This is a genomic window from Xenorhabdus sp. PR6a (assembly GCF_028599065.1).
In the GTDB taxonomy this organism is placed as follows: domain Bacteria; phylum Pseudomonadota; class Gammaproteobacteria; order Enterobacterales; family Enterobacteriaceae; genus Xenorhabdus; species Xenorhabdus doucetiae.
The window spans coordinates 1-26,382 of the sequence record NZ_JAQRFJ010000006.1; the positions used below are offsets into that span (position 1 = coordinate 1).

The window sequence follows — 26,382 nt, forward strand, 5'->3', positions numbered from 1 at the left end:
AATTTATCCTATCCTTAATATTAACCAGCCAAGTCACTCAAACTTGTAAAATTCACCATCACTCCATAATAGCGTTTAAACGATAATCTATTTTATTTGATTGCGCTTTTTTGTTATTTATTTTATTAATATCAGCCTCGTGATTATTTTACTTTTGGTAACTTACTACCTGCGTGTTGTCAACGCCTTGCGTGAAACAAAATCTACTGAGCAATGACATTCTTACCAAAGATATCGGAGCAATGATTGTCGCTGGCGCCTCTTTAGAGGCGCAGCAATCAACTTATCAATTTGGCAACGGAAGGTTATATTGGAGCTTTAAAAAATCATTTTCGTTAAATTCAATGTTCACTTTCTCTTCTCTATCATTTAATATTTTTTCCGCGATAAGATTGGTTAATGGCCTAATAATATTAAAATGATCGCCATTTTCAATACGGTAAATATACAAAGGGATACCTTTGTTTGAAGTTATCTCTTTGACCTCATCAAATTCCTCCCAGTAAGCATACTCCCCTTCAAAATAAAAAGTGGGAGATTTTATAGATTTTAAAAAAGTCCGGGGAGAACGAAGCTCAAATTCTCTAGGATCATTTTGATCAAAAGGAACTGCAACAGGAATAGGTGCATAATTGAGACGTAAACGTAGATCAGGAATACCTCCCAATGAAAAAATTGCTCTAAATCCTTTGGTATATTCGCTGGCTAATAGCGCTCGAGTACCACCTGTACTGTGTCCAGCCAAATAAATCCGATTTGAGTCAACATAAGGTAATTTGGCGAGATATTGTCTTGCTGATTCAATATCACGTAATTCACCATAAAACATTTCATAACGCCCAGGATTAGCATTTTCTCCCCTGAAACTAGGGATCATCAACACCAATCCATCACGTCGAAATGCTGAAGCTGATTGATCATTATTAGCAGGACGATCAGACCAGAAAAAATCATCATTACCAATACCTCCATATCCCCCTGTTAACCAGATTATTGCCGGATATTTTTTAGTTTTATCTGTTGGTGAGGTACTAATAAATGCAGCCATATTTCCATCCTCCGCAGGATAATACACCAATGAAAAAATTTCTTTCGGCGGCATCGCAGGTTGTCCATCACCAACAAAACTATCATCAACAATATGAGTTTTGAATTTATTATGTGCTCCAGCATAATCATCTTCACGCAATTTAAAACTGTAATTGTTTCCATCACATGCCGAAAGTAAAAAGCCAAAAATAAGAGGGATGAATTTTAGCCAGCGGTATTTTTTCTTCATAAATAGATGCCTAATAGTTTCTTGTTGAATTTTATATTTTCTTCTCGCTATTTTTACCATTTTGCCTTAGCCTTTAAAAGGAAAATATAAAAAAGCAATCTAATAATTATTAGACTACTTTAATCGCTTCAACACAATTTCCCATTGATAAAAGTGTGCATTAAAACAAATGACAAAAAACATTTTCTATCTTAAGGAACTACGTAAAAATTATTTTCGTTATGAGTGATTATAAATTGTTCCATCTGAAATATTTCTGAATATGAGGTGATATTAGTTAACTTTTTGACATATAACACTTTTTTCACCTAACAAACGCGATATGCTGACAGCTCTTTTTTAGCCCATCATCTGATAGCTTATTTTTGGTTCTCAATTAAATGAATACACGTAAAATTAAGGGAATACGTCCATTTAGTGCGCTTATTGACGCGTGTTGGAAAGAAACTTACTCTTTCCAGCGTTTTATCAAAGACATGATTGCCGGGATCACGGTGGGGATCATTGCTATCCCACTGGCAATGGCTCTGGCGATCGGCAGTGGTGTTGCACCACAATATGGCCTGTATACTGCGGCCATTGCAGGGATTGTTATCGCCCTTACCGGCGGATCTCGCTATAGCGTTTCCGGGCCAACGGCGGCTTTTGTGGTGATACTCTATCCGGTTTCACAGCAATTTGGCCTGAGTGGTTTACTGATTGCCACACTGATGTCAGGCATTATTTTGCTCGTGATGGGATTGGCGCGATTTGGCCGTCTTATTGAGTACATTCCGTTGTCTGTCACGCTTGGCTTTACTTCCGGTATTGCGATAACTATCGCGACCATGCAGGTGCAAAATTTCTTCGGCCTGAAACTGGAACATGTGCCGGAAAATTATATTAATAAGGTGATTGCCCTCTCCCAAGCCTTTCCTTCATTACAAGTCAGCGATACCCTTATCGGTTTAACCACCCTGCTGATATTGATTTTCTGGCCCAAATTAGGGTTAAAGTTACCGGGTCACTTACCGGCTTTGATAGCAGGCACGGGTGTCATGGGCATCATGTATTTGCTGGGTCATGATGTAGCAACGATTGGCTCATCATTCAGCTATACGCTGGAAGACGGTACACAAGGTCAGGGTATTCCTCCCATCCTGCCCCAATTCGTTCTGCCGTGGGATTTGCCCGATAGCCATTCCCTCGATATTAGCTGGAATACTGTATCTGCATTACTGCCCGCCGCGTTTTCGATGGCCATGTTGGGGGCGATTGAATCCCTGCTGTGCGCCGTGATCCTGGATGGCATGACCGGAAAAAAACATCATTCCAACAGTGAATTGATGGGTCAGGGAATCGGTAATATTGTCGCCCCCTTCTTTGGTGGGATCACTGCAACGGCGGCGATTGCCCGTTCAGCCGCCAATGTGCGGGCGGGTGCAACTTCACCGATTGCCGCGGTCGTCCACTCGCTGCTGGTACTGCTGACACTGCTGGTTCTTGCTCCCCTGCTGTCTTATTTGCCGCTTGCCGCGATGTCCGCCATTTTGCTGATCGTGGCATGGAATATGAGCGAAGCCCATAAGGTTGTGGATCTCATCCGTCGTGCCCCCAAAGACGATATCATCGTCATGTTACTGTGCCTGTCATTGACGGTTCTGTTTGATATGGTGGTGGCCATTACGATTGGTATTGTGTTGACCTCACTGCTGTTTATGCGCAAAATTGCCAATATGACCCGTATCAGTACTTCTCCGGCGACAAATCATGATACAGGTCTGCTGGTTGTGCGCATTAATGGGCCTCTGTTTTTCGCTGCCGCAGAGCGTATTTTTGCGGAACTGAAAGAACAAGGAAGCGATTATCACACCATCATTATGCAGTGGGATGCGGTTCCCGTTCTGGATGCCGGTGGGTTACATGCCTTTCAAAGGTTTGTGCGGGAGATGGGAAAAGAGAAACATATCGTCGTATGCGATATCTCCTTCCAGCCTTTGAAAACGCTGGCACGCGCCAAAGTCGAGCCGATTAAGGGGCAATTGAGTTTTTACGCCACTTTACCCAAGGCGCTGCAAGAAATAGATCCGCCTAAGTTGTAGATGATAAGGAAAGGAATTAGCTGTTTATTAAATCCGCGGTTACAGATCAAAATACCTGTAACCGCATTATCCAGAAAACCCGGCGGGTTCAGTGCTTATTTACTGGTATCCAGCTCCGGCAAACTTTTTACCACATCATCAATGGCTTTCATCTGCATCAGGAATGGTTCCAGTTTTGCCAGTGGCAGTGCTGACGGGCCATCACACCTTGCATTTTCCGGATCAGGATGCGCTTCAAGGAATAACCCGGCAATGCCTACCGCCATCCCCGCACGAGCCAGTTCTGCCACTTGCGCACGACGGCCACCCGAAGCGGCACCAAAGGGGTCACGGCACTGCAATGAGTGAGTCACGTCGAAAATCACCGGTGCACCCTGCGTTGCCTGCTTCATGACACCGAAGCCCAGCATATCGACAACCAGATTGTCGTAACCAAAGTTACTGCCACGGTCACACAGTATTATCTGGTCGTTGCCGCCTTCTTTGAATTTTTCAACGATATTCCCCATCTGACCGGGGCTGACGAACTGCGGTTTTTTAATGTTGATGACTGCGTTGGTTTTTGCCATCGCTGCAACCAGATCCGTCTGGCGAGCCAGAAAAGCGGGAAGCTGGATAACATCCACCACATCGGCAACCGGCTGGGCTTGCGCAGGTTCATGCACGTCAGTGATGATTTTGACGCCAAAAGTCTGTTTTAGCTCCTGAAAGATTTTCATTCCCTCTTCCAAGCCCGGCCCGCGATAGGAGTGAATAGAAGAACGGTTAGCCTTATCAAAAGACGCCTTAAAAACATAAGGAATGCCCAGTTTTTGCGTGACGGTCACATAGTGCTCACAAATACGCATGGCCAAATCCCGTGACTCAAGGACATTCATCCCGCCAAACAGGACAAAAGGCAGATCATTTGCGACCTTGATGTCACCAATATTAACCACTTTCTGTTGCATGTTTATACCTTCTTTTATTGAGGGCAAATAGTTAAAGGCAAATAAATTTGCTGTACCCATAGAAAATAAATGAGGAACAAAAAAATTCTGTCCCACAATGCTATTTAGCTATTTAAGCCATTTAATGGAGGATGATAGATCTCTGCTCAATGGTGTTAATCTGCATTTTTATCATTTCTGAAATAGGATCTTCGGGGCAGTGCTCCACAAAATAACTCAAATCCGAAACCGCAATGTGATTGCAGTCGAGCTGGGCATAAATCAGCCCCCGGTCGCGGATTTCATACGGATCTTCGGGATCGAACATCAGCACGACTTCGCTGGCTTTTAGCGCCAACTCCATCTTTTTCTCTTCCATCAGGGAAACTTTGATGGTATCGGTGACTTTCCGCACAATACTGATATTATCGGCTTCTTGTAAGTCTTTGTTTTCCAGACGAACCATCGGGCCAATATTCCCTTTTAACCAGACATCAAGAATATGTTCGTTGAGCGTATCGCCATTCATGGGATTGATAAACCAGGTTGGCTCATCAGCTAAATCCACTCGCAGGATGAGCTGGGTCGGGAATATGACAGGCTGGACGGGCAATTCCAGCGTCTGGGCAATATGGGCAAATACCGTTCCCAGTGCGACGGGAGCGCCTTGGTGTGAATGCAATACACTGTCTAACCACAGCGTATCAGACAAACAATACACCCCATTGGCTCCGCCAAATTTCCACTCTCGATAAAAAAGCGTCAATAACGATTGCAATTTTGCTTTGGGGCCGACAATAGAAGAAAGTTTCTGCCGGGCTTCTTCAATCAGTGCGGTTAATTGTTCCGTCACCCTTGTTTGGGGAAAATCAGGACGAATGGCTCGTGTTACTAGAATAATACCATCTATCAGGGAAGCATTATTGAATTCATAATTAACTATGGTTTTCATCTTTATTCCATTGACCTACCGTGATACGTTCGTTACCGCCATAATCCTGAAAGGTGGCTATCTGTTGATAACCTTTTTCCAAAAATAGGTTTCTGACAACGATCCCCTGTTTCCAGCCATGTTCCAATAATAGCCAACCGTTTGGTAACAGGAAGTGGCGAGCCTGCTCTATAATTGTCTGCAAATCTGCCATGCCATTTTGTGCAGCAATCAAGGCAGTGGCTGGTTCAAACCTGACATCTCCTTCGCACAAATGAGGGTCAAGTTCATCAATATACGGAGGATTACTGACAATCATATCAAATTGTCTTTCCCCGACCGCAGAAAACCACTCACTTTGCAAAAAATTCACATTGTGAAAAGGAGGGTGAAAAGCCAGTTTTCCAGCGTTTCTTTCCGCATTATGTTTCGCTAACGCCACCGCATCCGGGTTGATATCCACCCCGATTACATCGCAATCGTGCCGCTCACTGGCCAGCGCCAAGGCAATTGCCCCGGTTCCCGTACCGAGATCCAGAATGTGTGCCGGTGAATCAGGCAGCAACTCCAATGCTTTTTCAACCAGGCATTCCGTATCAGGACGTGGGATCAAGGTAGCGGGTGATACTGTCAGGGGCAACGACCAAAATTCACGCTCCCCGACAATATAAGCCATCGGCTCGCCCTGAAGACGACGCGCCAGAAAAGCATCAAGCCGGCCGGCTTCTTCTGGGGAAATCGGCGTTTCATTAAAAGCAATTAAATAGGTGCGGGAACGCCCTGTTACGTATTGCAACAGAATTTCGGCATCACGCTTAGGGCTATCACTTTCAGTCAACTGTCCGGCCGCATACTGGAGCCAATGTTGATAATTCATCAATCCTGCTCTGACAAGGCGGATAATTGGTCTGCCTGATATTCCGTTACGATAGGCTGAATGAGCATATCCAGTTTGCCTTCCATCACTTCTTCAAGGCGGTATAACGTCAGGTTGATGCGGTGATCGGTCACCCGTCCCTGCGGGAAGTTGTAGGTCCGGTTGCGATCTGAACGGTCGCCGGAACCCAGCAAGTTACGGCGTTCAGAAGCCTCAGCCTCCTGACGTTTTTGCATCTCAGCGGCACGAATACGGGCAGCCAGTACCGACATCGCTTTGGCTTTGTTTTTATGCTGTGAACGCTCATCCTGACACTCTACGACAATCCCCGTTGGCAGGTGGGTAATTCGAATGGCGGAATCCGTGGTATTGACGTGCTGCCCGCCCGCGCCGGAAGAGCGAAAAGTATCAATTTTCAGATCACTGGGGCTGATTTCCGGTAATTCCGCTTCCGGGATTTCCGGCAGAATAGCCACGGTACAAGCGGAAGTATGAATACGCCCCTGAGATTCTGTTTCCGGCACACGCTGAACACGGTGACCGCCTGACTCAAATTTCAGATGACCATAAACTTGCTCGCCGGAAATTTTGGCAATCACTTCTTTATATCCACCATGCTCGCCTTCGTTGGCGCTCATGATCTCCACTTTCCAGCGGCGGGATTCTGCATAACGGCTGTACATGCGGAATAAATCTCCGGCAAATATTGCCGCTTCATCGCCACCGGTTCCGGCACGCACTTCAAGGAAACAGTTGCGCTCATCATCCGGATCTTTCGGTAATAACAACAGTTGCAGTTGCTGCTCTAACTCTTCATTACGAATTTTTGCGCCTTTGAGTTCTTCCTGCGCCATTTCCCGCATTTCGGGATCATCCAGCATCATCTCAGCAGTTTCGATATCATCCTGAACGCTTTTCCACGCTTTAAAACAGTTCGTCACATCGGTCAGTTGCGCATATTCTTTTGATAAAGCGCGAAAACGCTCTTGGTCGGCGATAACCGTAGCATCACCGAGGTGAGCCAATACTTCTTCATGGCGTTCTTGTAATGCTTCCAATTTAGCGACAATAGAAGGCTTCATTCGTAATATAAGACCTTAATTTAGGATAGGGTTAATGATGATCCAGCCCGAGGCTGTCCCGTAATAGATTCAGGCGTTCCAAATCGCCATCACTGGCAGCCTGTTGGAGAGATTTCGTCGGTGTGTGGATCAGACGGTTCGTCAATTGGTAGGTCAATTGGTTAATGATCTGTTCAGCATCAGCACCCTGCCTGATGGACATTAATGCCTTTGCCGTCATCTCAGCCCTGATTTTCTCTGCCTGTTCTCGATATTCGCGAATTGTATTAACAGCGCCCTGAGAACGCAACCAATCCATGAAATGGCTGCTTTCTTGTTGCACAATCCCTTCCGCAACCACCGCAGCGGCCTTACGTTGGGCGAGATTCTGCTGAATAATGGCCTGTAAATCATCCACGCTGTACAGATAAACATCACTCAATTTTTCAACATCCGGTTCAATATCGCGGGGAACGGCAATATCAATCAATAACATCGGTTGGTTGCGGCGTAATTTCAGCGCTCTTTCAACCATGCCTTTGCCAATGATCGGTAATGGGCTGGCGGTGGAACTAATGACAATATCCGCTTGTGCCAATCGGGTATCAATATCGGGCAGGGAAATAACCTCTGCATTGACTTCACTGGCCAGCACCTGTGCCCGCTCTTTTGTCCGGTTGGCGATCATCATGCGATTCACACCATGCTCTTTCAGGTGACGAGCAACCAGTTCAATCGTCTCTCCGGCACCCACCAACAGGATATTTAATTGGGAAAGGGATTCAAAAATTTGCCGCGCCAGTGTGCAGGCAGCAAAGGCCACGGAAACGGCATTGGCGCCAATTTCCGTTTCTGTTCTGATCCGTTTAGCCACCGAGAACGATTTTTGGAACAAGCGTTCCAGTTCACCCGACAGCGATTGATAATTTTGCGACTCAGCAAACGCCTTTTTCACCTGCCCCAAAATCTGCGGCTCCCCCAGTACAAGGGAATCCAGGCCGCTCGCGACGCGCATCAAATGGCTGACGGCATCATTGCCTAAATGCCAATAAAGGCTTGCGGTTAAATCATCAGGATTAAGTTGATGGTATCTGCATAGCCAATGAATTAGCTGTTCTTTGAAATTACCCTGCTGCTCAACACTGAGGTAGAGTTCCGTGCGGTTACAAGTAGACAGCACAACGCCGCCCCGCACCAGAGGCTGTTGGAGCAAATCATCAAGCGCTAATTTTAGCGTGTCAGGAGAAAAGGCCACCCGCTCACGTAACGAAACAGGCGCTGTTTTATGGTTGATACCGAGTGCTAATAAAGTCATCTTAACTGCATTGAGTTATCATAGGAGGCAAGGTTATGATGATATTGATAATTATTCTCATAAACTCACACCTTTCATAAGGACTCTTTGGCCGAGCATTCTACTTGATGCGTCAGTTCAATAAAAGTCAATCGGACGGTTCTGCGGTAATTTATTCGAGAATTGTTAGCAAACTTTCGCTAAATTACTCCCTTGATTATAGACTTGGGTTGCACACTTTATAGTTTCAAGCTCTCCGACCACCAAGGGTTACCGTATGAAAATATTTTCGTTTTTTCGCCTACTTCCCCTCACCGGGGTTTTGCTGACGGCCTGTACTGTCACACAGCCCCCGACAGGCATGGGATCAGCGGATACACCGCAATGGCACGCCCGTGAACAGCAACTGACAACGCTGGGGCACTACCAAACCCGTGGTTCTTTCGCTTATCTGACAGATGAGAAAAAAGTGTACGCCCGATTTTTCTGGCAACAATATTCGCCTGACAATTATAAATTACTGCTGCTCAATCCACTGGGTACAACAGAATTGGAATTATTCGTTGAACCGAATAAGATTCAGCTCACTGACAATAACGGTAAAAAATATCTCAGTGATGAACCTGAATCCTTAATTTACCAGCTAACCAATATGAATATCCCTCTGGATAATCTAAAAAGCTGGATGATTGGTCTGCCGGGTCATGCCAAACATTTCCAGTTGGATGCTAATTACCTGTTGAAATCCGTGAGTGACAAAAAGAATGGTGAAATTTGGCAAGTCACTTATCAAGGATACGATACATCGATTACGCCAGCCTTGCCCACGCGATTGGAGCTGACGCAAGGAAAAAACCGCATAAAATTAAAGATGGATAACTGGACGATTCAATAATGACTTTAACCTGGCCTTCTCCGGCAAAATTGAATTTATTTTTGTATATTACAGGGCAGCGACCCGATGGTTACCACGAACTGCAAACGCTGTTCCAATTTTTGAATTATGGTGATGAAATCACCATTTCGCCGCGTCAAGATAATCAGATCCGCTTGCTGACGCCGGTTGCCGGTGTCGCCCATGATGATAATTTGATCGTGCGAGCCGCCCGATTATTGCAGAACCACTTGTTACAAGTACGAACGTTACAAAAACGAACGTTACAAAAACAAATCACCGACTATTTGGGCGCCGACATTCGCATTGATAAATGCCTGCCGATGGGCGGCGGGTTGGGCGGCGGTTCTTCCAATGCGGCAACGGTATTAATTGCCTTAAATCACCATTGGCAAGCCCATCTGTCTGATGATGAATTGGCACAACTTGGCGTATGCCTTGGCGCCGATGTTCCGGTATTTGTCAAAGGCCATGCTGCATTTGCCGAAGGCATTGGGGAAAAACTCCAGCCTGCTTCACCGGAAGAAAAATGGTTTCTGGTCGCCCACCCTGGAATTGAAATAGCAACGCCGACAATCTTCACAGATCCTGAATTAAAAAGAAATTCTCCGATTCGCGCTCCAGGCGCATTATTACAGGCACCATTCACCAATGATTGTGAACCAATCGCAAGAAAACGTTTTCGTGAGGTTGAACAGCTTCTTTTATGGCTGCTAGAATACGCACCGTCACGCCTGACCGGAACCGGTGCGTGTGTTTTCGGCGAGTTCGAATCAGAAGCATCGGCCCGTAAGGTGTTAAATCAAGCCCCAGAGTGGATGCAGGGCTTTGTTGCGCGTGGTGTTAACATTTCTCCATTGCATACATTCCGCTCTGGGATACCCGTGTTATTGCGCCAATGAACGCTGTTTGTTCGATTGGTCAACAATATCTCTCTGGACGCAAGCCTGAGGTTTATCCCGTGCCCGATATGAAGCTTTTTGCTGGTAATGCTACACCTGAACTAGCACAACGTGTTGCCAACCGCCTGTACACTAGCCTGGGAGACGCTGCCGTCGGCCGTTTTAGCGACGGTGAAGTCAGTGTTCAAATCAATGAAAATGTACGTGGCGGTGATGTTTTCATCATCCAGTCCACCTGCGCCCCCACCAACGACAACCTGATGGAATTAGTCGTGATGGTTGATGCTCTGCGTCGTGCTTCTGCTGGCCGTATTACCGCTGTTATTCCCTACTTCGGTTATGCTCGTCAGGATCGGCGTGTCCGTTCAGCCCGTGTGCCTATCACCGCCAAAGTCGTCGCGGACTTTTTGTCCAGCGTGGGTGTAGATCGTGTTCTCACGGTAGACCTGCACGCTGAACAGATCCAAGGCTTCTTTGATGTTCCGGTTGATAATGTATTTGGCAGCCCAATCCTTCTGGAAGATATGCTCCAGAAAGAGTTGGAAAACCCGATTGTTGTCTCTCCAGACATCGGTGGTGTCGTTCGCGCCCGTGCCATTGCTAAACTGCTGAACGATACCGATATGGCTATCATTGATAAACGCCGCCCACGTGCAAACGTTTCTCAAGTCATGCATATCATTGGTGATGTTGCTGGCCGTGATTGCGTTCTGGTTGATGATATGATCGACACAGGTGGTACTCTGTGCAAAGCAGCCGAGGCATTGAAAGAGCGTGGCGCGAAGCGCGTGTTTGCTTATGCCACTCACCCCATTTTCTCTGGCAATGCAGTGGAAAACATCAAGAACTCCGTGATCGACGAATTTGTGGTCTGTGACACCATTCCTCTGTCTGATGAGATCAAGGCGTTACACAAGGTTCGCACTTTAACACTGTCTGGCATGCTGGCGGAAGCTATTCGCCGTATCAGCAATGAAGAGTCAATCTCTGCGATGTTTGAGCATTAATGTCTGCGTTTCAGCGCAAAGATTAAGCGCTAACTTATTCAAGTGATTAAATAAATCATTGCCTGAAAAACCCCGTTGCTGCCTGTACAGCGACGGGGTTTTCTGTTTATTTAACCGGCGAAACTAATGATTAAATAATGAATAAATCACTGATTTAAATATTCACAAGCATAAAATAATTAATTATATCAATATGTTAACCGAACTGGTGTGCATTTTTTTCATGCCCTTAACTTGATGGTTTTATAAACAACTTAAAATAGTTATCCTGCAAGCATAACCCTTCATCTGGTACGTCCAGTTGTCTCATTCTCTGACAATACTGGTGTCATCAAAAGGTTGCTGCTAACCTGTCGCGCATTCAATACGGCAAGATATTATTTCCTTAAATCACAATGCAGTATCAGCATGTAATACTTATTTCTAATCTAAAAATATAAACTTTATTCATAGATGAACGTACGAACATCACATTATATATAAAAAATCCAAATCAACGTGGCCGATTACTCACAGGCAACCATACTTAATCGCAGGCAATTGTTATCAATAAGTTAACTGCCTACTCCAATTTTGTTTCAAATACTCAATGCATCAGCCCAAAAGCAACAGGCTGATCAAAATAACAAATACGACTTTTTAAGGAGAGTGCCGATGAAAAAGGCATTTTTATTGACACCTGCACTATTAGCGCTTTCAATCAATGCAATTTCAAATGCGGATGCTTATGCCTATAACAATGTTTATGTTTTTGGTGATAGCCTGAGTGATGGCGGGAATGTGGGGCGTTTCACCACAAATGGTAAGATAAGCCAGTTATATGCGGAGTACATTGCTCAACAACTTACGGGCACCAGGCTGACCGCATCCAAAGATGGCGGAACCAATTATGCTCAAGGTGGTGCCACTGCGCTTAGCATGCCACGTCAAGATCCTAAATTGGATGCCTTTAATCCCAATACCCAACAACAACTTTATAAGTATTTCAGCCAGCATAATAACCGGGCAGATGCCAATAGCATATACATCCATTGGGTAGGCGGTAATGATCTTGCCGAAGCCTTAATTGCAGGCCAAAAAAACCCTTTGGAGGCGCTTAAAATTGTCAAGACCAGTGCTGCCGCTGCTTCCAGCCAAATCAATAACCTTGTCGCCGCGGGTGCAGGGTTAGTGATTGTACCTACGGTTCCTGATGTAGGTACTACGCCTAAGTTATTGGAGAGTTTAATAAAAACAGGTTTGGAAGGTAAAGGGGTTCCCAAAGATCAGATCAATTTTATTCTGCAAGAAGTTCATACAGAAATTAATAAACATGTTATTCCTAATGGTGAAGCGCGTGATTTAGCGCTAAAAAAAGTATTTCATACATTAGCGGAAAAAGGTAAGGAATTAATTCCGGGTGCTTCCGCTGAAGCCATTGAAAAAGAACTGACAGAGGGCTATGCAAAAGCCAGAGAAAGTGCGACAAAGCTGACAAATCTCTATAACGAGGAAATTGACAAACAAATTAGCCAAGGAAACGGCAATATCATGCGTGCCGATATTAATGGCCTGCTAAAAGAAGTTATCGAAAACCCGCTGATTTATGGCTTTCAGAATACATTAGGCTATTCCTGTCCATATGGCGAGAGTGCCGCTGAATGCTCCTCCGATGATCCCGATTTTGTCAGAAAGTTTTTATTTTCTGACAACTTCCACCCAAATCCATTGGCACATGAAATTGAGGGGCAATACATGACCTCTATCTTTATTGCCCCCACGCAGGTCATGGCACTGGCTCAGGCCAACCGTGCTCCGGTTAAAAGTGCCCTCTCTTCCCTTGACGGCCACCTGCAACAACTGCGCAATGGCGGCAATGAACAGGGCAAAATCGGTGTCTTTGGCGGCTATAGCGGCAGCCAGAACAAAACCTTTACGCTCGGTGGCGATTATCAGCTTATCGATAACCTGCTGTTAGGTGCCATGTACTCAAACTATACAGACGAACGAACTCCGGCGGCTAACTTCACCTATGAAGGGCATGGTCATGTTCTGACCGCTTATAGCTTGTGGAATTACTACAATAACGGCTGGCTGAGTGGCGATTTTCACTATTCACGCACCAATTATGACACCCTGACCCGTAACATCCAGCTTGGGGAAGCGACGCGCAGGGAAACCGGTGCGACCACCGGTAAACAGTGGGGAGCACGGATTACCGCCGGTTGGGATATCCCGGTGACTCGCTACCTGACCACCAGCCCAATCGTTCAGTATGCCTGGGATAAAGGTGAAGTCGATGGCTACCGCGAATCCGGCAACAGTAGCTCTTCCATGCATTTTGCTGATCAGGACTACACCTCCAAAGTCGGCACACTGGGTTGGCGAGTCGATACTAAACTGGGGCGTTTTAATCCTTATGCCTCTGTTCAGTTCAATCACCAATTTGGTGATACAAGTTCTAAGCTGAGTGGTGCCATTAACTCTTCCAAAAAGACTTTTGAGATGGAAAGTGGCAAACAGAGCACCAATTGGCGGCAATACACGCTCGGCATGAACGCAAATTTCACCAATAATGTACGTGGTTTTGCTGCCGTCACCCGTAATGACGGCAATACGCAAGATCCTACCTACAATTTCAGTTTGGGCATCAACGCCAGTTTCTAATTCAGTACTCAGGGACGCAAGGCAGTCAATAGGGCTGCCTTGCATTTTTGTTTACCTACCGTTTAATTCTGTTACGTAAACGTTAACCATTCGTTTAATTTTCGTATATGCAGATAGAAGTAATATCGGACTGAAACAATCAGAAAATCAGCCATCAATCGATGAGAAATGAGTTAGTGCTCTTTTAAATCAAGGTGTTGGCTGGCATTAACCTAATGCGCTGTCTTTTCAGGAGAACGATATGAAAAAAGCCCTCTTTTTGGTATCAGCCACCACTGCACTATTATTAGCCAACTTCATGACAAATTCGTATGCCTATGACAATGTGACTGTTTTTGGGGATAGTTTGAGTGATGGAGGAAATACTATTCTCGGAAAATTCACATTCACAACAAATGACGAAGATCCTGAACTCTACGATGATTATATCACCCGCGAACTCGTTCATAAGAAACTAAAGCCCTCCCAAAATGGCGGAACCAATTATGCGTACGCAGGCGCAACTGCGAATGATTCAGATAATCTATTCATACACTCAACGCAAAGACAGCTCGATGATTATTTGCAAGCACACTCTGGGCGAGCTGATCCTAATAGTGTGTACATACATTGGGTGGGCGGCAATGATGTAAAGGACGCCATTGTGAAATATTTCGATCAGGGTGATAAGGATGGGGCACAACAGAATATTAATGATAGTTCCGCATCCGCAGCATCACAGATCAATCAACTTGCTAAGGCTGGCGCGGGTTTGATTATTGCACCGAATGTTCCCGATATTGGTACAACACCCAAGATTATGGAAAAGGTACTTAAAGGCGCTTTAGGAAAAAGCCAGATATCCGAAGAAGAGATAAAAAAAATTCTGCAACAAGTTCATGAAGCCATCAACAAATACCCGACCCCCAATAAGGAAATCAGAGATAAAGTGCTTCAGGGGGTTTTTGAAAAGATTGCTGAAGGAGCTTCTCCTGAAGATCCAGATAAGGCTAAAGAAATTTATCGCCAATTGCTTGATGCTTATAATAATGCCAGCAAAACAGCGTCCCAATTTTCCGACCAATATAACCAACAAGTAGAAAACCTGCTCGGTAACGGTAATATCCTGCGTGCCGATGTCAATAAGCTCTTACATGAAATTATCGAGAATCCAACCATTTATGGTATTTCTAATACGCTGGGTTATGCCTGCCCGTATGATATATGGGCTTCGTCGTGTGATTCTTCCGATCCTGGCTTTGATAAAAGCCAACCCTACTTGTTTTCCGATAGTTTCCACCCGACACCTGACGCACACAAAGTCATCGGCCAGTATATTATGTCGATCTACACAGCGCCTTTACAGGTGCGGGTATTGAACTCTGTCAACCGCATCCCCGTCACAACGACCCTTAGCTTACTTGACAGTCACCTGCAACAGCTTCGCAATAATGGTAATGCCCAAGGTAAGGTTGGCGTATTCGGCGGTTATACAGGCAATAACAATAGTACCCTGACATTGGGTGGTGATTATCAATTAGCGGATAATTGGCTATTGGGCACCACCCTTTCACGTTACAAAACAGAACAAGATGTCACATCTCATTTCAATTATGCCGCGACGGGTCATATTATAACCGCTTACACACTCTGGAACTACTATGACAATGGATGGTTGAGCGGCGATGTGCATTATTCACGCACCCATTACGATAACCTGTCACGTTCCATCCAGCTTGGAGCAGCGACGCGCAGGGAATCAGGTTCAACGATGGGCAGGCAATGGGGCTGGCGTATTACGGCTGGCTGGGATATCCCCATCACGCGTTACCTGACCACCAGCCCAATCATCCAATATGCCTGGGACAACGGAAGTATTGATGGTTATCGTGAAACGGGTAACAACAGCACCACCATGCATTTTGGCGATCAAAACTACCATTCCAGAGTGGGTTCGGTGGGCTGGCGAGTCGATACAAAATTGGGATATCTCAATCCTTATGCCTCTATCCTGTTCAATCACCAATTCGATGATGAACGTTATACTCTTCGCAGCGCGATCAATTCTACCAAAACAAGTTTCGTACTACCGGGCGAAAAACAGGATAGAAATCGCATTCAATACACCGTCGGCGTCAATGCTAACCTGACCGATAATTTCCACGCATTTGCCGCTGTATCGCATGAAAAAAATGATAATGGGCCGAATCATAACTACAATTTCAACCTCGGTTTCAATGTCAGCTTTTAATATGCAGAACATTTAACCAGAAAAGATAAGGCGGTCACCATTGCCGCCTTATCTTAATTCACCGAATGCTAACATTTAAAATTATCACGGATGTCGATGTTTTTTACGACGATAACGTTCATCGTAATTCTTCAACCACCAATACTTATCGGTCACCTGTTCCCGACCGCCAATACTGGCCCCGACCAGCCAAATAAATGCGCCAATAAACAACCCCATTAATGAAAGGCCGGTCAAAAATTCAGAGAGATCAAAATTGAAGATATGGCTCAGCAATACATAAGCCAGACTCACCAGCATTGCCGCCATTCCTGCACCCATGAGGATATTGCCAAAAACAAACGCCTTTTCACGTCTCATAACCAACCTCCAATACTTTTTGTGAACGCTAATTTGCACATACAACGAACGCAAAAGCACGAAAGTAGACATCTTCTTTGTAATTGAATTATAGCCTTATCATATAAAAGGTTATTGCGGCAGCGATCACAAGCCGTACAAATTTAAGCCTAATTTTTTACATTCCGGCAAAATAATATTTGTTAAGAAAGGACATAATGAGTTTTGTACTCAAGCTTTGAGATAGGTAAACTAATCTCCTTTTTGTTCTATTGCCAATAAGCGAACCTAAACTGTGAGTAACATAAAATTAATCGTTGGCCTGGCAAACCCTGGGGCTGAATATGCACAGACCAGACATAATGCCGGAGCATGGTTTGTCGATTTATTAGCACAACGCTATCACCAACCCCTGAAAGAAGAGAGTAAATTTTTTGGGCTTACCGCCCGCATTAACATTAACGGGCAGGATATTCGTTTGCTGGTGCCAAGTACTTTCATGAACCTCAGCGGTAAATCTGTCCTTGCCCTTGCTGGGTTTTATCGCATTCAACCGGATGAAATCTTGGTTGTACATGATGAGCTGGATCTACCACCGGGTGTGGCAAAAATGAAACTGGGTGGCAGCAATGGGGGTCATAATGGCCTGAAAGATATTCAGAATAAACTGGGTAATAATCCTAACTTTCATCGTCTGCGGATCGGCATTGGTCATCCGGGCGATAAAAACAAAGTCGTGGGTTTCGTCCTTGGCAAGCCCTTGGCTTGCGAACAAAAACTGATTGATGATGCCATCGATGAAGCATTGCGCTGTACCGACATCCTGATTAAAGACGGCATGAGTAAAGCAATTAACCGCCTGCATGCGTTTAAAGCCAGCGCCTGACAGGGAGTACATGGCACTGTGGGCTATTGCATGTATAATAGCGCCAATTTTGTCTAACTCACCGACAAGCATATTGCTCGTTGGTTTATAAGTGATTTAAGGTGATAAAAATATGGGATTCAAATGCGGTATCGTTGGCCTGCCTAACGTTGGGAAATCTACATTATTCAATGCGCTGACCAAAGCAGGTATCGAAGCAGCAAACTTCCCGTTCTGCACTATCGAGCCAAACACCGGTGTTGTGCCGATGCCAGATCCCCGTCTCGACCAATTGGCTGAGATTGTTAAACCACAACGTATTCTGCCAACCACGATGGAATTCGTGGACATTGCCGGTCTGGTAAAAGGCGCGTCAAAAGGTGAAGGCTTGGGTAACCAATTCCTGACCAACATTCGTGAAACCGAAGCCATCGGCCATGTCGTGCGCTGCTTTGAAAACGACAACATTATCCACGTTTCTGGCCAAGTTGATCCTGCTGCTGATATTGACATTATCAACACTGAACTGGCGCTGTCGGATCTGGATACCTGCGAGCGCGCTATCCACCGGATACAGAAGAAAGCCAAAGGTGGCGATAAAGACGCGAAAGCAGAACTGGAAGTTCTGGAAAAATGCCTTCCCCACCTTGAACAAGCCGGCATGCTGCGCGCTTTGGATCTGAATGCAGAAGAAAAAGCCGTCATTCGCTACCTGAGCTTTCTGACTCTGAAACCCACCATGTATATTGCCAACGTCAATGAAGACGGTTTCGAGAATAACCCACACCTTGATACCGTCCGCGCCATTGCGGAAAAAGAGGGTTCTGTCGTTGTTCCGGTTTGTGCGGCGATTGAAGCGGATATTGCCGAGCTGGAAGATGCCGACCGCGAAGAATTCATGGCGGAATTGGGTCTTGAAGAACCGGGTTTGAACCGGGTTATTCGCGCCGGTTATCAATTGCTGAACCTGCAAACTTATTTTACTGCGGGTGTGAAAGAAGTGCGTGCCTGGACGATCCCTGTCGGTGCAACCGCTCCACAAGCAGCGGGTAAGATCCACACCGATTTTGAAAAAGGCTTTATCCGTGCCCAAACTATTGCGTTTGAAGATTTCATCACTTACAAAGGCGAACAAGGGGCAAAAGAAGCCGGTAAAATGCGCGCAGAAGGGAAAGAGTATATCGTTAAAGATGGCGATGTGATGAATTTCTTGTTTAACGTCTAATCGTTTCTCTTGTCTCAACGTATTTCAATAAAATCCACGCAATGGCGTGGATTTTTCTTATCATCATGATTTTTAAAAGATAAGGAAATAAAAAATGGATGAATCACATCACCAATCCGATAGAGAAATCGAAATCCAGTTACAACAATTGGCAGGCAAAGTAGCGACATTAGCTCGACCCAATACCCATGCGGTAAAAACAGCAATTCCCCAACTGACGCTTTGCCATCTGGAACAGCCCACAGATCCCATTGGCTGGTTGTATGAACCGAGTATTATGGCTTATGGGTCATATTTTAGTTATCAATTCAGCAAAAGATTTTGGCGAATCAAAAGGAGAGCTAAATAACACCTTAACCGAAATTATTAAAGATCACCTGACAGAAACAGGCCATGATATTCAGGTTACCCATGTCGATAAAGGCTATAACATTGCCGCAGAGGTGGATAAATTTCTTTGGGCGGATAGCATTATTTATCAAATGCCGGGTTGGTGGATGGAAGCCCCGTGGATTTTAAAGCAATATGTCGATGAAGTTTTTAGTGCTGGCCGCAGTACCCTGTTTAAAGATGATGGACGAACCCGTCATGATCCTGCCAAAAAATATGGTTCAGGTGGCCTAATACAAGACAAAACTTATATGTTTTCGGTAACCTGGAATGCACCTCTGGAATCATTTGAAGATCCCAATCAATTTTTTGAAGGAAAAGGCATTGACAGTGTTTACTACCCTTTCCATAAAGCAAACCAATTTTTAGGGATGTCTCCACTCCCAACATTTGCTTGCTATGATGTGATAAAAAACCCACAAGTTTCTCAATACATTAAACAATTAAAAAAACACTTATCGACATTTTTTAATTAAAGATCATATATATCCATTTGTATATCAAGTGGATATTTTAGCTTCCAAACAAATCAAGCCCACTAAAAATATATTTACATCTCTTTTGCTCTCATTTCCCACAACATAATGAAAAAACACACTATTACTATTTTTTTGTAAAAAATAAAAACAACATATAAACAAAATGAAAGAACAAATAGCCAAAAAACCAGAACACTTGTAAAAATAATCATGTTGACATAAGCAATCACGTTAATGTTAACACTATACATATTGTTAATCTTTATGTTTTATTGATGTTAATCTCTAACTTTATGAGGTATAAACCATGAACAGAAAATTAGCTGCTTGTATACTTTCATTAATACTGGGAACAATTGTTACCGCTAACGCAAATGCGCTAATCGCTAATAGTTTTGATAACCCTATTAAATCGTCTTTAGCAAAAATATGTCATTTAATACCTTTTGAAGGCACCATCTTAAAGATAGCCAGAACCATTTGCTTATAATTCTACGTTAACATTTTACAGATAAAAAACAAGGATATTCAGTCAGTCAAGGAGTATCCTTGCCATGATTCAATTCAATTTCAGGCTCTGCTTTTAAGACACTCCACAATATTTATCATAACTCATGGGTTATCACACTTAATTTCGTTGAAAACCGTTAAGTAACTCAACTAAGTTAGAGGTAAATAACTTAAAATTACTCCAAAATGATACATCATTATCTTCCGTCAAATTGAGCGTTTTCCTTTTCAGGGGTTTCGATCATTTAATTTACTCCCCACTATTTATTAACCTCTATTTTTTATTATTTTTCCATAAGATAATAAAAATGTTTTTATTTTGTAAACAAAGCATAAACACAATAAAAAGAACGATAGCCAAGAACCCAGAACATTTGTAAGAATGAATCTGTTGACATAAACAACCCTGTTTCTGTTAACACTATCGACGTCGCTAATATTTAGATTTTATTTATATTAATCTCTAATCATATGAGGTGAAAAATATGAAAAGAAAATTAGCTGCTTGTATACTGTCATTAATGATAGGAACAATTGTTACTGCTAATGCAAATGCATTAGCTTGTGAGATATTTACTAACACCATAAAAATCCACTGCAAAAACCTCTGTAATAATGCACCTAACAAAATTTTAAGGGAATTTTGCCTGTAACTTAGCAATAAATAAAAAGAATGTCATTATTTAATTCTAAACCATGTTATTATTTTACAGCGTGAAATTTAAGTTTTTACTTGAAAATAATGGTTAAACAAAACCTTAAATATAATAGCCGGGAGCTTTTTAAGCTAACTTATTGAAATAAATATGTAATAAAAAGCTCCCACTATCATTTATCTTCATCAATGGATTACCATACCCAATTACACTAAAAATCCTCAAGGAATTCAACTAAGACTGGATTAAATAATTCAGGCGCTTCCCAGAACGGTGCATGACCAACATTCGCCAAATTGAGCACTTTTCCGTGCCAAAGGTTTCGGTAATTCAATCCATTGATATAATCAAAATTAATATAGGGATCATCTGCCCCATTAACAATCGCTAACGGTATTTCACTGGTTTCAGCCAATAATTTTTGATCGGTTGCCTGAGGAGAAAGAAACGCCTCAAACATATATTGCCGTGCCAATCCATCTGTCCTTACCACCGCTTCAACAATAAAAGGTTCTTGAAATCCATTCATCCCGTAAGTATCAGAGACAAAATGCTTAATATCTTCCTCAGTAAATTCCGCTTTGCCGGCAAGCCCCAAGCCAGGGCGAAAACCAAGAGCCACGTTATTCGCGCCCGCTGCTACCGGCGGAGTACCACAAATCATCAAGCCAATCATTTTAGGGAATAGGGCCAACATTTCCAACCCAATATGCCCCCCCAACGACCAGCCCAAAACCACGACTCTGTTAATGCCTATTTTTTCCAGTACCTCAATAACCGTGTGGGCATAAGCAGGCATTGAATAAGCTTGACGTGGTTCAGTCGCATTTGATGACAAACCGTGTCCAGGTAAATCTAACGCCACAACCCGATACTTTCCTTTTAACTGATTAATTTGATGACGAAAGACTTCTTTACAACTGGAATTGCCATGAATTAACAACACAGGCAATCCATTACCGCCACTATCGATTACCGAAATACCGGCATAACGAGTTTTAATATTATAGTTACGTGTGGTAGCCATTATTCTATCTCCTCAAAAATCAATAACAGATTAGTTTAAGGAAGCTATTGAATTAGCTTACAAAGCATTAATATTAAACCATCATAAAACAACAGAGATTTTTATTGTTTTGGCTTTCTCTAAAGTGAATATGATATTTGTTCATAAAACCTGATTTTTTTATCCCCTGCAAGATTATACAGGGCATTTCTTTCACTTAAAATCTATCAGTGACTTCATATTTTTCGTTTATTTTTTTACGGTATACAAAACACCTATCACAAATTTTCAACATGAAACTCTGATCCAGACAGGTAATGTTGTATACAAGCTAATGCAAATAGTTAGCCTCTATTTATGACACAACATCATCGGGTAATCACATTATGACAATAAAAAATATGGCTTCCTCAAAAGTAAAGCTCCTATTAACGGCTATGATCGCCATTGCCCTGGTTATCATGGCCATGACAGGAAAAATAGAAAATACTAATAGACGTTTTCTCTCCGTAGCAACGGCGTCCACAGGCGGAACTTATTACCCAATGGGCGTGGGCTTAGCCAATATCTGGAGTCACCATTTGAAACAGGAGGATATTCAGGTTACAGGGCAATCCTCAGCCGGTTCGATTGAAAATATTGATCTACTCCAGAAGAATGAAGCTCAACTCGCTATTTTACAGAGTTTGATCGCCGTCGAAGCCTATCAAGGAGTGCGAAATTTCAAAAACCACCCTTATCAGGATCTGCGTTCTATCTCTGTTCTTTGGCCGAATGTAGAACACTTTGTGTTATTAGACGATAAAATCAAGGATGGAACACTAAACGATATTACCGGAACACGTTTTTCTGTCGGGCCACAAGCCAGTGGGACTGAACAATCTACCTTGATTATTCTGCAAGGTGTTAACCTCAGCAAACAAAATATCCGTCCAGAATATCTTGGTTATGGTGATACGGTTTCAGCCATGCGGGATGGTCGTCTTGATGGTGGCGCCTTACCTGCCGGTGTACCGGCATCGGCCGTCACAGATATGTATGCCAGTGGCGTTCCTGCCCGTATTCTAAACGTCACCGATGAACAACTGGAAAAGATTAACACTATCGCCAATTCATGGTTTCGCTTCGTCATTCAACCAAAGACTTATCCACGCCAAACACAGCCCATCCAAACGATTGCGCAACCCAATATTCTGATGACAACCTGCAAAATAGATGAAAAAACCATCTATGAATTAACTAAAGTGATGTTTGAAAATCAGAAGGAAGTCCATCAAATCCACAGCTCCGCGAAATATATTCTGCCCGAAAACGCATTGAAAGGGGTTTCCGTTCCATTACATCTTGGTGCCTATCAATATTATCGCGAGATTGGCCTGAATATTCCGAACTATCTTGTCCCTCCAGAACTAAAATCTGCGGACAAACAACCATGATTTTTGACCTGACACCCTAAAATTCAACCTGATTTTCCATGTTATTGGCCATAATATTATGGAGTCACCATGAATACTGATAATAAAACGCCATCCACGATTGAACCAAATAACATTGAGCTGGATAAAGAAGCAGGATCAGGCAACCGCCATTTAACCGGCCTCTATTTGAAGCTTACAACGATACTTGCCATCGCCATTTCCCTTTATGCTATCTATGCCAATGCGTTATCCAATACGCAGGAATTTTACCGCAATGCGATATTTCTCGCGGGTATTTTGAGCTTAGGTTTTATTCTGTTCCCCATTTCTCAACGTTATTCAACCGCCAAATTCAATTATTGGGATTACTTTTTTATTTTGCTCACCTTGGTCAGTTATGGATATTTTTATTTTACTTACACTGACTTGCATGTTGTCCGCAACAGCATTCCCAATACCACTGATTATGTGATGTCTGTGATGGGTATCGCGGTATTATTTGAGGCAGCAAGGCGCACGACCGGCTATTTCATACCGGGTTTATCCCTGTTTGCCATTATCTATGCCCTGTTCGGAGAGTATTTTATGGGTATTTTCGGGCATGCCGGATTTTCACTTGAGCGCCTATTATTTCGCTTATTTATGACCAGCGAAGGTATTTTTGGTATTACCCTCTCCACCGCATCAACGGCAATCATGGTTTTTATCCTGTTTGGCGCTTTCTTAAGTGTCAGCGGTGCGACAGCATTGTTCAATGACCTTGCGATGGCAATAGCCGGACGCCGCCGCGGTGGGCCTGCTCAGGTTGCGGTCATTTCCTCCGCCCTGACCGGATCACTGAGTGGCAGCGCGGTCGCCAATGTTGCTACAACCGGCACCTTCACCATTCCACTGATGAAAAATATCGGCCTGTCTCCCCGTTTTGCCGGCGCTGTTGAAGCAGCGGCATCAACAGGCGGCATGATCATGCCACCGATTATGGGCGCCGCTGCCTTTATTATGGCGGGTTTTTTGGGCATTTCTTATACCACCATTGTGATTGCAGCCATCATTCCGGCACTGCTCTATTACGCCGCCCTGATTATTGCTATTGATCTGGAAGCCAAAAAACAAGGATTGCAAGGTGTCAGCAAAGAAAATATTCCCCAAGTCAAAACGGTTCTAAAATCCCGTGGCCTGTTGTTACTGCCGCTATTTATCGTGATCGGGACGTTATTAGCCGGAAAAACACCTATTTATGCCGGTTTTCTCGGCATTATCGCGATTATCCTCGCAAGTTGGATCACACCAGATACTTCCGTGCGCATGACGCCCAAGAAAATTGCCGCTGCCCTCAATGAAGCTGCCCGTGGTGCGATTCAGGTCACCGTTGCCTGTGCCGCCATTGGCGTGATTATCTGTGTTGTCACCATGACAGGCATTGGCTCGACACTCGCTTTCAATATTGTCTCCCTGACCGACAACACACTGTGGATGATCCTGCTGGTTGTTATGGTTGTTTGTATTGTCCTCAGCATGGGGCTGCCTTCAACGGCCTTGTATATCGTTGTTGCCGTGACAGTGTCACCGATATTAATCAAAGCGGGGGTTTTACCCTTAGCCGCTCACTTCTTTGTTTTCTGGTTTGGCGCACTTTCTAATATTACACCGCCTGTCGCACTTGCCAGTTATACGGCTGCCAGCATTGCCCGTGCTGATCCCATACAGACTTCGTGGAATGCCGTCTATCTGGCGCTGCCAGGATTTATCATTCCCTTTATTTTGGTGTATAACCCGGCATTATTGATGCAAGGCAATGACTTAAACGCCCTGTCCATTGGATATATGATCCTGACCGCCCTGATTGGCATCTATTCGCTTTCCATTGCCAGCGCTAATTTTTGGATGTACAAAACCCATTGGTTAGAGCGAATTCTCTTCGCTATTGCCGCAATCCTGTTAATCAAACCAGGAATGATCACAGATCTGGCCGGGGTGATATTGATTGTCGCCGCAGGTGTTATGCACTTCTTTCGCAATAAATCGGTTACGCAATAAATCGGTTACGCAATAAATCGGAACGTGTAAAAACAAAAATAATGAGGAACATCCTAAAAATGTATGACGTCATTATCATTGGTACAGGATTAATCGGGCTTGGCACCGCCAATGCCTTGCAAGAACAGCATCCGCACCTGCGCTTGCTATTGTTAGATAAAGAAAATGGCGTGGCGGCACACCAAAGCGGCCATAACAGCAACGTTGTGCACTCCGGCATTTATTACACTCCAGGCAGTTTAAAGGCACGGCTGGCGAAACAGGGAAACCGCTCAATATATGCGTTTTGTCAGCAGCACGGATTATATTACGACCGTTGCGGTAAGGTGATTGTTGCAACGCAATTCAAGGAGTTGCCTTTGCTGGAAAATATCTATCAGCGAGGATTGAAGAACGGCCTTGACGTTAGCCTGCTTTCGCAAGCCCAATTGAAAGAGCGTGAACCTTATGTCAACGGCCTTGAGGCACTATTGGTGCCGGATGCCGGGATCGTGAATTACCCGGAAATTGCCGCCAAATTGGCTGAAATTATCCAGACCAGAGGTGGCGAACTTCATTATCAACAGCAAGTACAAGGTATTTGTGAGCATCATGATTATGTTGAGATACAAACTCAGCAAACCCATTATCAGGCAAAATGGTTAGTGAATTGTGCCGGATTGCACAGCGACAGAATTGCCAAACTGGCAGGCTATGAAACAGGGATGAAAATCGTCCCCTTCCGCGGTGAATATTATGTTTTAAATAACCGTAAAAATTATCTGGTCAATCACCTGATTTATCCCGTGCCCAATCCCGATTTCCCTTTTCTCGGCGTTCATTTTACGCGAATGCACAATGGTAAACGGGATGTTGGCCCCAATGCTGTACTGGCCTTTAAGCGTGAGGGATATCACAAGACAGACTTCAATCTACGGGATATGGCAGAGGTACTGGCTTACAAAGGATTCTGGAAAATCGCCACCCGTTATTTCTGTGAAGGCATGGCCGAAATGCGACGCTCCTTTTCTCGCTCGCTTTTTACTGAAAATGCCCGCCAGCTTATTCCTGATTTGCAGCCAGAAGATATTACACCAGGGCCAGCCGGTGTTCGCGCCCAAGCACTTACCACCGATGGCAAATTAGTGGATGATTTTCACTTCGTGAAAGGTCGCCGTTCACTGCATGTTTGCAATGCACCTTCACCCGCAGCCACGGCGTCAATGGAGATTGGCCGAGAAATAGTGAAACGATATTTTATTGAACTGTGAGGAGGAATGCATTTTAAACTGACAGATACCGAAGAAAACGGTAGCTGTCAGTTACGCCAGTAATGTAATAACAAG

At 44.1% G+C, this 26,382-nt stretch carries 23 protein-coding genes; 15 read left to right on the forward strand and 8 right to left on the reverse strand.

Going from position 1 to position 26,382, the window contains the following annotated elements:
• Positions 1-286: 286 nt before the first annotated feature.
• The gene (locus tag PSI15_RS02940) at positions 287-1,339 is read right to left on the reverse strand and encodes an alpha/beta hydrolase family protein (protein WP_273582226.1); all 1,053 of its coding nucleotides are present in this window, start codon (positions 1,337-1,339) and stop codon (positions 287-289) included.
• Positions 1,340-1,659: 320 nt separating this feature from the next.
• On the opposite strand from PSI15_RS02940, the gene dauA reads away from it, so the two are divergent.
• On the forward strand, positions 1,660-3,360 hold the full coding sequence (dauA, locus tag PSI15_RS02945; protein WP_273582227.1) for a C4-dicarboxylic acid transporter DauA: 1,701 nt from the start codon (positions 1,660-1,662) through the stop codon (positions 3,358-3,360).
• Positions 3,361-3,455: 95 nt separating this feature from the next.
• Here the strand turns inward: dauA and kdsA are convergent, their stop codons facing one another.
• From kdsA to hemA, 5 genes are all read right to left on the reverse strand, one after another.
• Positions 3,456-4,310, reverse strand: coding sequence for a 3-deoxy-8-phosphooctulonate synthase (gene kdsA / locus PSI15_RS02950; RefSeq protein ID WP_273582228.1), 855 nt, complete (start codon positions 4,308-4,310; stop codon positions 3,456-3,458).
• Positions 4,311-4,431: 121 nt separating this feature from the next.
• Positions 4,432-5,241 carry an invasion regulator SirB1 gene (gene sirB1, locus PSI15_RS02955; protein WP_273582229.1) on the reverse strand — a complete coding sequence of 270 codons (810 nt, stop codon included), beginning with the start codon at positions 5,239-5,241 and terminating at the stop codon, positions 4,432-4,434.
• Entirely contained in the window at positions 5,225-6,097 is an 873-nt protein-coding gene (gene prmC / locus PSI15_RS02960) for a peptide chain release factor N(5)-glutamine methyltransferase (protein ID WP_273582230.1), read from the reverse strand. Before prmC ends, sirB1 begins: the two co-directional genes overlap by 17 nt.
• Positions 6,097-7,179 (reverse strand): peptide chain release factor 1, encoded by a 1,083-nt coding sequence (prfA, locus tag PSI15_RS02965; protein ID WP_273582231.1) that lies wholly within the window; start codon positions 7,177-7,179, stop codon positions 6,097-6,099. Before prfA ends, prmC begins: the two co-directional genes overlap by 1 nt.
• Positions 7,180-7,210: 31 nt before the next feature.
• Positions 7,211-8,473: a glutamyl-tRNA reductase gene (gene hemA / locus PSI15_RS02970; protein WP_273582232.1), complete on the reverse strand. Its 1,263-nt coding sequence runs from the start codon at positions 8,471-8,473 to the stop codon at positions 7,211-7,213.
• Positions 8,474-8,729: 256 nt separating this feature from the next.
• Between hemA and lolB the strand changes: the two genes are divergently transcribed.
• The 5 genes from lolB (at position 8,730) to PSI15_RS02995 (ending at position 16,132) form a co-directional block, all read left to right on the forward strand.
• Complete coding sequence (gene lolB / locus PSI15_RS02975) at positions 8,730-9,347, forward strand: lipoprotein insertase outer membrane protein LolB (RefSeq protein ID WP_273582233.1); 618 nt, start codon at positions 8,730-8,732, stop codon at positions 9,345-9,347.
• Positions 9,347-10,249 (forward strand): 4-(cytidine 5'-diphospho)-2-C-methyl-D-erythritol kinase, encoded by a 903-nt coding sequence (gene ispE / locus PSI15_RS02980; RefSeq protein WP_273582234.1) that lies wholly within the window; start codon positions 9,347-9,349, stop codon positions 10,247-10,249. Before lolB ends, ispE begins: the two co-directional genes overlap by 1 nt.
• A 59-nt stretch (positions 10,250-10,308) precedes the next feature.
• Positions 10,309-11,256: a ribose-phosphate diphosphokinase gene (gene prs / locus PSI15_RS02985; protein WP_273582274.1), complete on the forward strand. Its 948-nt coding sequence runs from the start codon at positions 10,309-10,311 to the stop codon at positions 11,254-11,256.
• Positions 11,257-11,910: 654 nt separating this feature from the next.
• Positions 11,911-13,902 (forward strand): autotransporter outer membrane beta-barrel domain-containing protein, encoded by a 1,992-nt coding sequence (locus tag PSI15_RS02990; RefSeq protein ID WP_273582235.1) that lies wholly within the window; start codon positions 11,911-11,913, stop codon positions 13,900-13,902.
• Between the two features lie 241 nt (positions 13,903-14,143).
• Entirely contained in the window at positions 14,144-16,132 is a 1,989-nt protein-coding gene (locus tag PSI15_RS02995; protein ID WP_273582236.1) for an autotransporter outer membrane beta-barrel domain-containing protein, read from the forward strand.
• Between the two features lie 84 nt (positions 16,133-16,216).
• Here the strand turns inward: PSI15_RS02995 and ychH are convergent, their stop codons facing one another.
• Positions 16,217-16,492: a stress-induced protein YchH gene (gene ychH / locus PSI15_RS03000; RefSeq protein ID WP_273582237.1), complete on the reverse strand. Its 276-nt coding sequence runs from the start codon at positions 16,490-16,492 to the stop codon at positions 16,217-16,219.
• 274 nt (positions 16,493-16,766) lie between these two features.
• Here ychH and pth point away from each other — a divergent pair, with 274 nt between their 5' ends.
• From pth to PSI15_RS03030, 6 genes are all read left to right on the forward strand, one after another.
• Positions 16,767-17,357: an aminoacyl-tRNA hydrolase gene (gene pth, locus PSI15_RS03005; RefSeq protein ID WP_273582238.1), complete on the forward strand. Its 591-nt coding sequence runs from the start codon at positions 16,767-16,769 to the stop codon at positions 17,355-17,357.
• Positions 17,358-17,469: 112 nt separating this feature from the next.
• Positions 17,470-18,561, forward strand: a complete 1,092-nt coding sequence (gene ychF, locus PSI15_RS03010; RefSeq protein ID WP_045970563.1) for a redox-regulated ATPase YchF — start codon at positions 17,470-17,472, stop codon at positions 18,559-18,561.
• 94 nt (positions 18,562-18,655) lie between these two features.
• Positions 18,656-18,910: a hypothetical protein gene (locus PSI15_RS03015; protein WP_273582239.1), complete on the forward strand. Its 255-nt coding sequence runs from the start codon at positions 18,656-18,658 to the stop codon at positions 18,908-18,910.
• Positions 18,846-19,427: an NAD(P)H-dependent oxidoreductase gene (locus PSI15_RS03020; protein ID WP_273582240.1), complete on the forward strand. Its 582-nt coding sequence runs from the start codon at positions 18,846-18,848 to the stop codon at positions 19,425-19,427. The genes PSI15_RS03015 and PSI15_RS03020 overlap by 65 nt, the downstream gene beginning before the upstream one ends.
• A gap of 310 nt (positions 19,428-19,737) precedes the next feature.
• The gene (locus PSI15_RS03025) at positions 19,738-19,920 is read left to right on the forward strand and encodes a hypothetical protein (protein ID WP_273582241.1); all 183 of its coding nucleotides are present in this window, start codon (positions 19,738-19,740) and stop codon (positions 19,918-19,920) included.
• Between the two features lie 505 nt (positions 19,921-20,425).
• Complete coding sequence (locus PSI15_RS03030) at positions 20,426-20,593, forward strand: hypothetical protein (protein WP_273582242.1); 168 nt, start codon at positions 20,426-20,428, stop codon at positions 20,591-20,593.
• A 214-nt stretch (positions 20,594-20,807) separates the two neighbouring features.
• On the opposite strand, the gene PSI15_RS03035 is transcribed toward PSI15_RS03030, so the two are convergent.
• Positions 20,808-21,623, reverse strand: coding sequence for an alpha/beta fold hydrolase (locus PSI15_RS03035; protein ID WP_273582243.1), 816 nt, complete (start codon positions 21,621-21,623; stop codon positions 20,808-20,810).
• Positions 21,624-22,003: 380 nt separating this feature from the next.
• On the opposite strand from PSI15_RS03035, the gene PSI15_RS03040 reads away from it, so the two are divergent.
• From PSI15_RS03040 to lhgO, 3 genes are all read left to right on the forward strand, one after another.
• Positions 22,004-23,038: a TAXI family TRAP transporter solute-binding subunit gene (locus tag PSI15_RS03040; protein WP_337928438.1), complete on the forward strand. Its 1,035-nt coding sequence runs from the start codon at positions 22,004-22,006 to the stop codon at positions 23,036-23,038.
• Between the two features lie 69 nt (positions 23,039-23,107).
• Entirely contained in the window at positions 23,108-25,057 is a 1,950-nt protein-coding gene (locus tag PSI15_RS03045; protein ID WP_273582245.1) for a TRAP transporter permease, read from the forward strand.
• 59 nt (positions 25,058-25,116) lie between these two features.
• Positions 25,117-26,307, forward strand: a complete 1,191-nt coding sequence (gene lhgO / locus PSI15_RS03050; RefSeq protein WP_273582246.1) for an L-2-hydroxyglutarate oxidase — start codon at positions 25,117-25,119, stop codon at positions 26,305-26,307.
• Positions 26,308-26,382 lie beyond the last annotated feature (75 nt).

Bases quoted from the DNA above. Each gene is read 5' to 3' on its own strand.
- PSI15_RS02995 (WP_273582236.1), top strand. From the start codon at position 14,144: ATGAAAAAAGCCCTCTTTTTGGTATCAGCCACCACTGCACTATTATTA.
- sirB1 (WP_273582229.1), bottom strand. From the start codon at position 5,241: ATGAAAACCATAGTTAATTATGAATTCAATAATGCTTCCCTGATAGAT.
- PSI15_RS03015 (WP_273582239.1), top strand. From the start codon at position 18,656: ATGGATGAATCACATCACCAATCCGATAGAGAAATCGAAATCCAGTTA.
- PSI15_RS03045 (WP_273582245.1), top strand. From the start codon at position 23,108: ATGAATACTGATAATAAAACGCCATCCACGATTGAACCAAATAACATT.
- ychH (WP_273582237.1), bottom strand. From the start codon at position 16,492: ATGAGACGTGAAAAGGCGTTTGTTTTTGGCAATATCCTCATGGGTGCA.
- PSI15_RS03035 (WP_273582243.1), bottom strand. From the start codon at position 21,623: ATGGCTACCACACGTAACTATAATATTAAAACTCGTTATGCCGGTATT.
- PSI15_RS03040 (WP_337928438.1), top strand. From the start codon at position 22,004: ATGGCTTCCTCAAAAGTAAAGCTCCTATTAACGGCTATGATCGCCATT.
- kdsA (WP_273582228.1), bottom strand. From the start codon at position 4,310: ATGCAACAGAAAGTGGTTAATATTGGTGACATCAAGGTCGCAAATGAT.
- dauA (WP_273582227.1), top strand. From the start codon at position 1,660: ATGAATACACGTAAAATTAAGGGAATACGTCCATTTAGTGCGCTTATT.
- hemA (WP_273582232.1), bottom strand. From the start codon at position 8,473: ATGACTTTATTAGCACTCGGTATCAACCATAAAACAGCGCCTGTTTCG.
- lolB (WP_273582233.1), top strand. From the start codon at position 8,730: ATGAAAATATTTTCGTTTTTTCGCCTACTTCCCCTCACCGGGGTTTTG.
- lhgO (WP_273582246.1), top strand. From the start codon at position 25,117: ATGTATGACGTCATTATCATTGGTACAGGATTAATCGGGCTTGGCACC.
- ispE (WP_273582234.1), top strand. From the start codon at position 9,347: ATGACTTTAACCTGGCCTTCTCCGGCAAAATTGAATTTATTTTTGTAT.
- ychF (WP_045970563.1), top strand. From the start codon at position 17,470: ATGGGATTCAAATGCGGTATCGTTGGCCTGCCTAACGTTGGGAAATCT.
- PSI15_RS02990 (WP_273582235.1), top strand. From the start codon at position 11,911: ATGAAAAAGGCATTTTTATTGACACCTGCACTATTAGCGCTTTCAATC.
- PSI15_RS03020 (WP_273582240.1), top strand. From the start codon at position 18,846: ATGGGTCATATTTTAGTTATCAATTCAGCAAAAGATTTTGGCGAATCA.
- PSI15_RS03025 (WP_273582241.1), top strand. From the start codon at position 19,738: ATGAACAGAAAATTAGCTGCTTGTATACTTTCATTAATACTGGGAACA.
- PSI15_RS02940 (WP_273582226.1), bottom strand. From the start codon at position 1,339: ATGGTAAAAATAGCGAGAAGAAAATATAAAATTCAACAAGAAACTATT.
- prmC (WP_273582230.1), bottom strand. From the start codon at position 6,097: ATGAATTATCAACATTGGCTCCAGTATGCGGCCGGACAGTTGACTGAA.
- PSI15_RS03030 (WP_273582242.1), top strand. From the start codon at position 20,426: ATGAAAAGAAAATTAGCTGCTTGTATACTGTCATTAATGATAGGAACA.
- prfA (WP_273582231.1), bottom strand. From the start codon at position 7,179: ATGAAGCCTTCTATTGTCGCTAAATTGGAAGCATTACAAGAACGCCAT.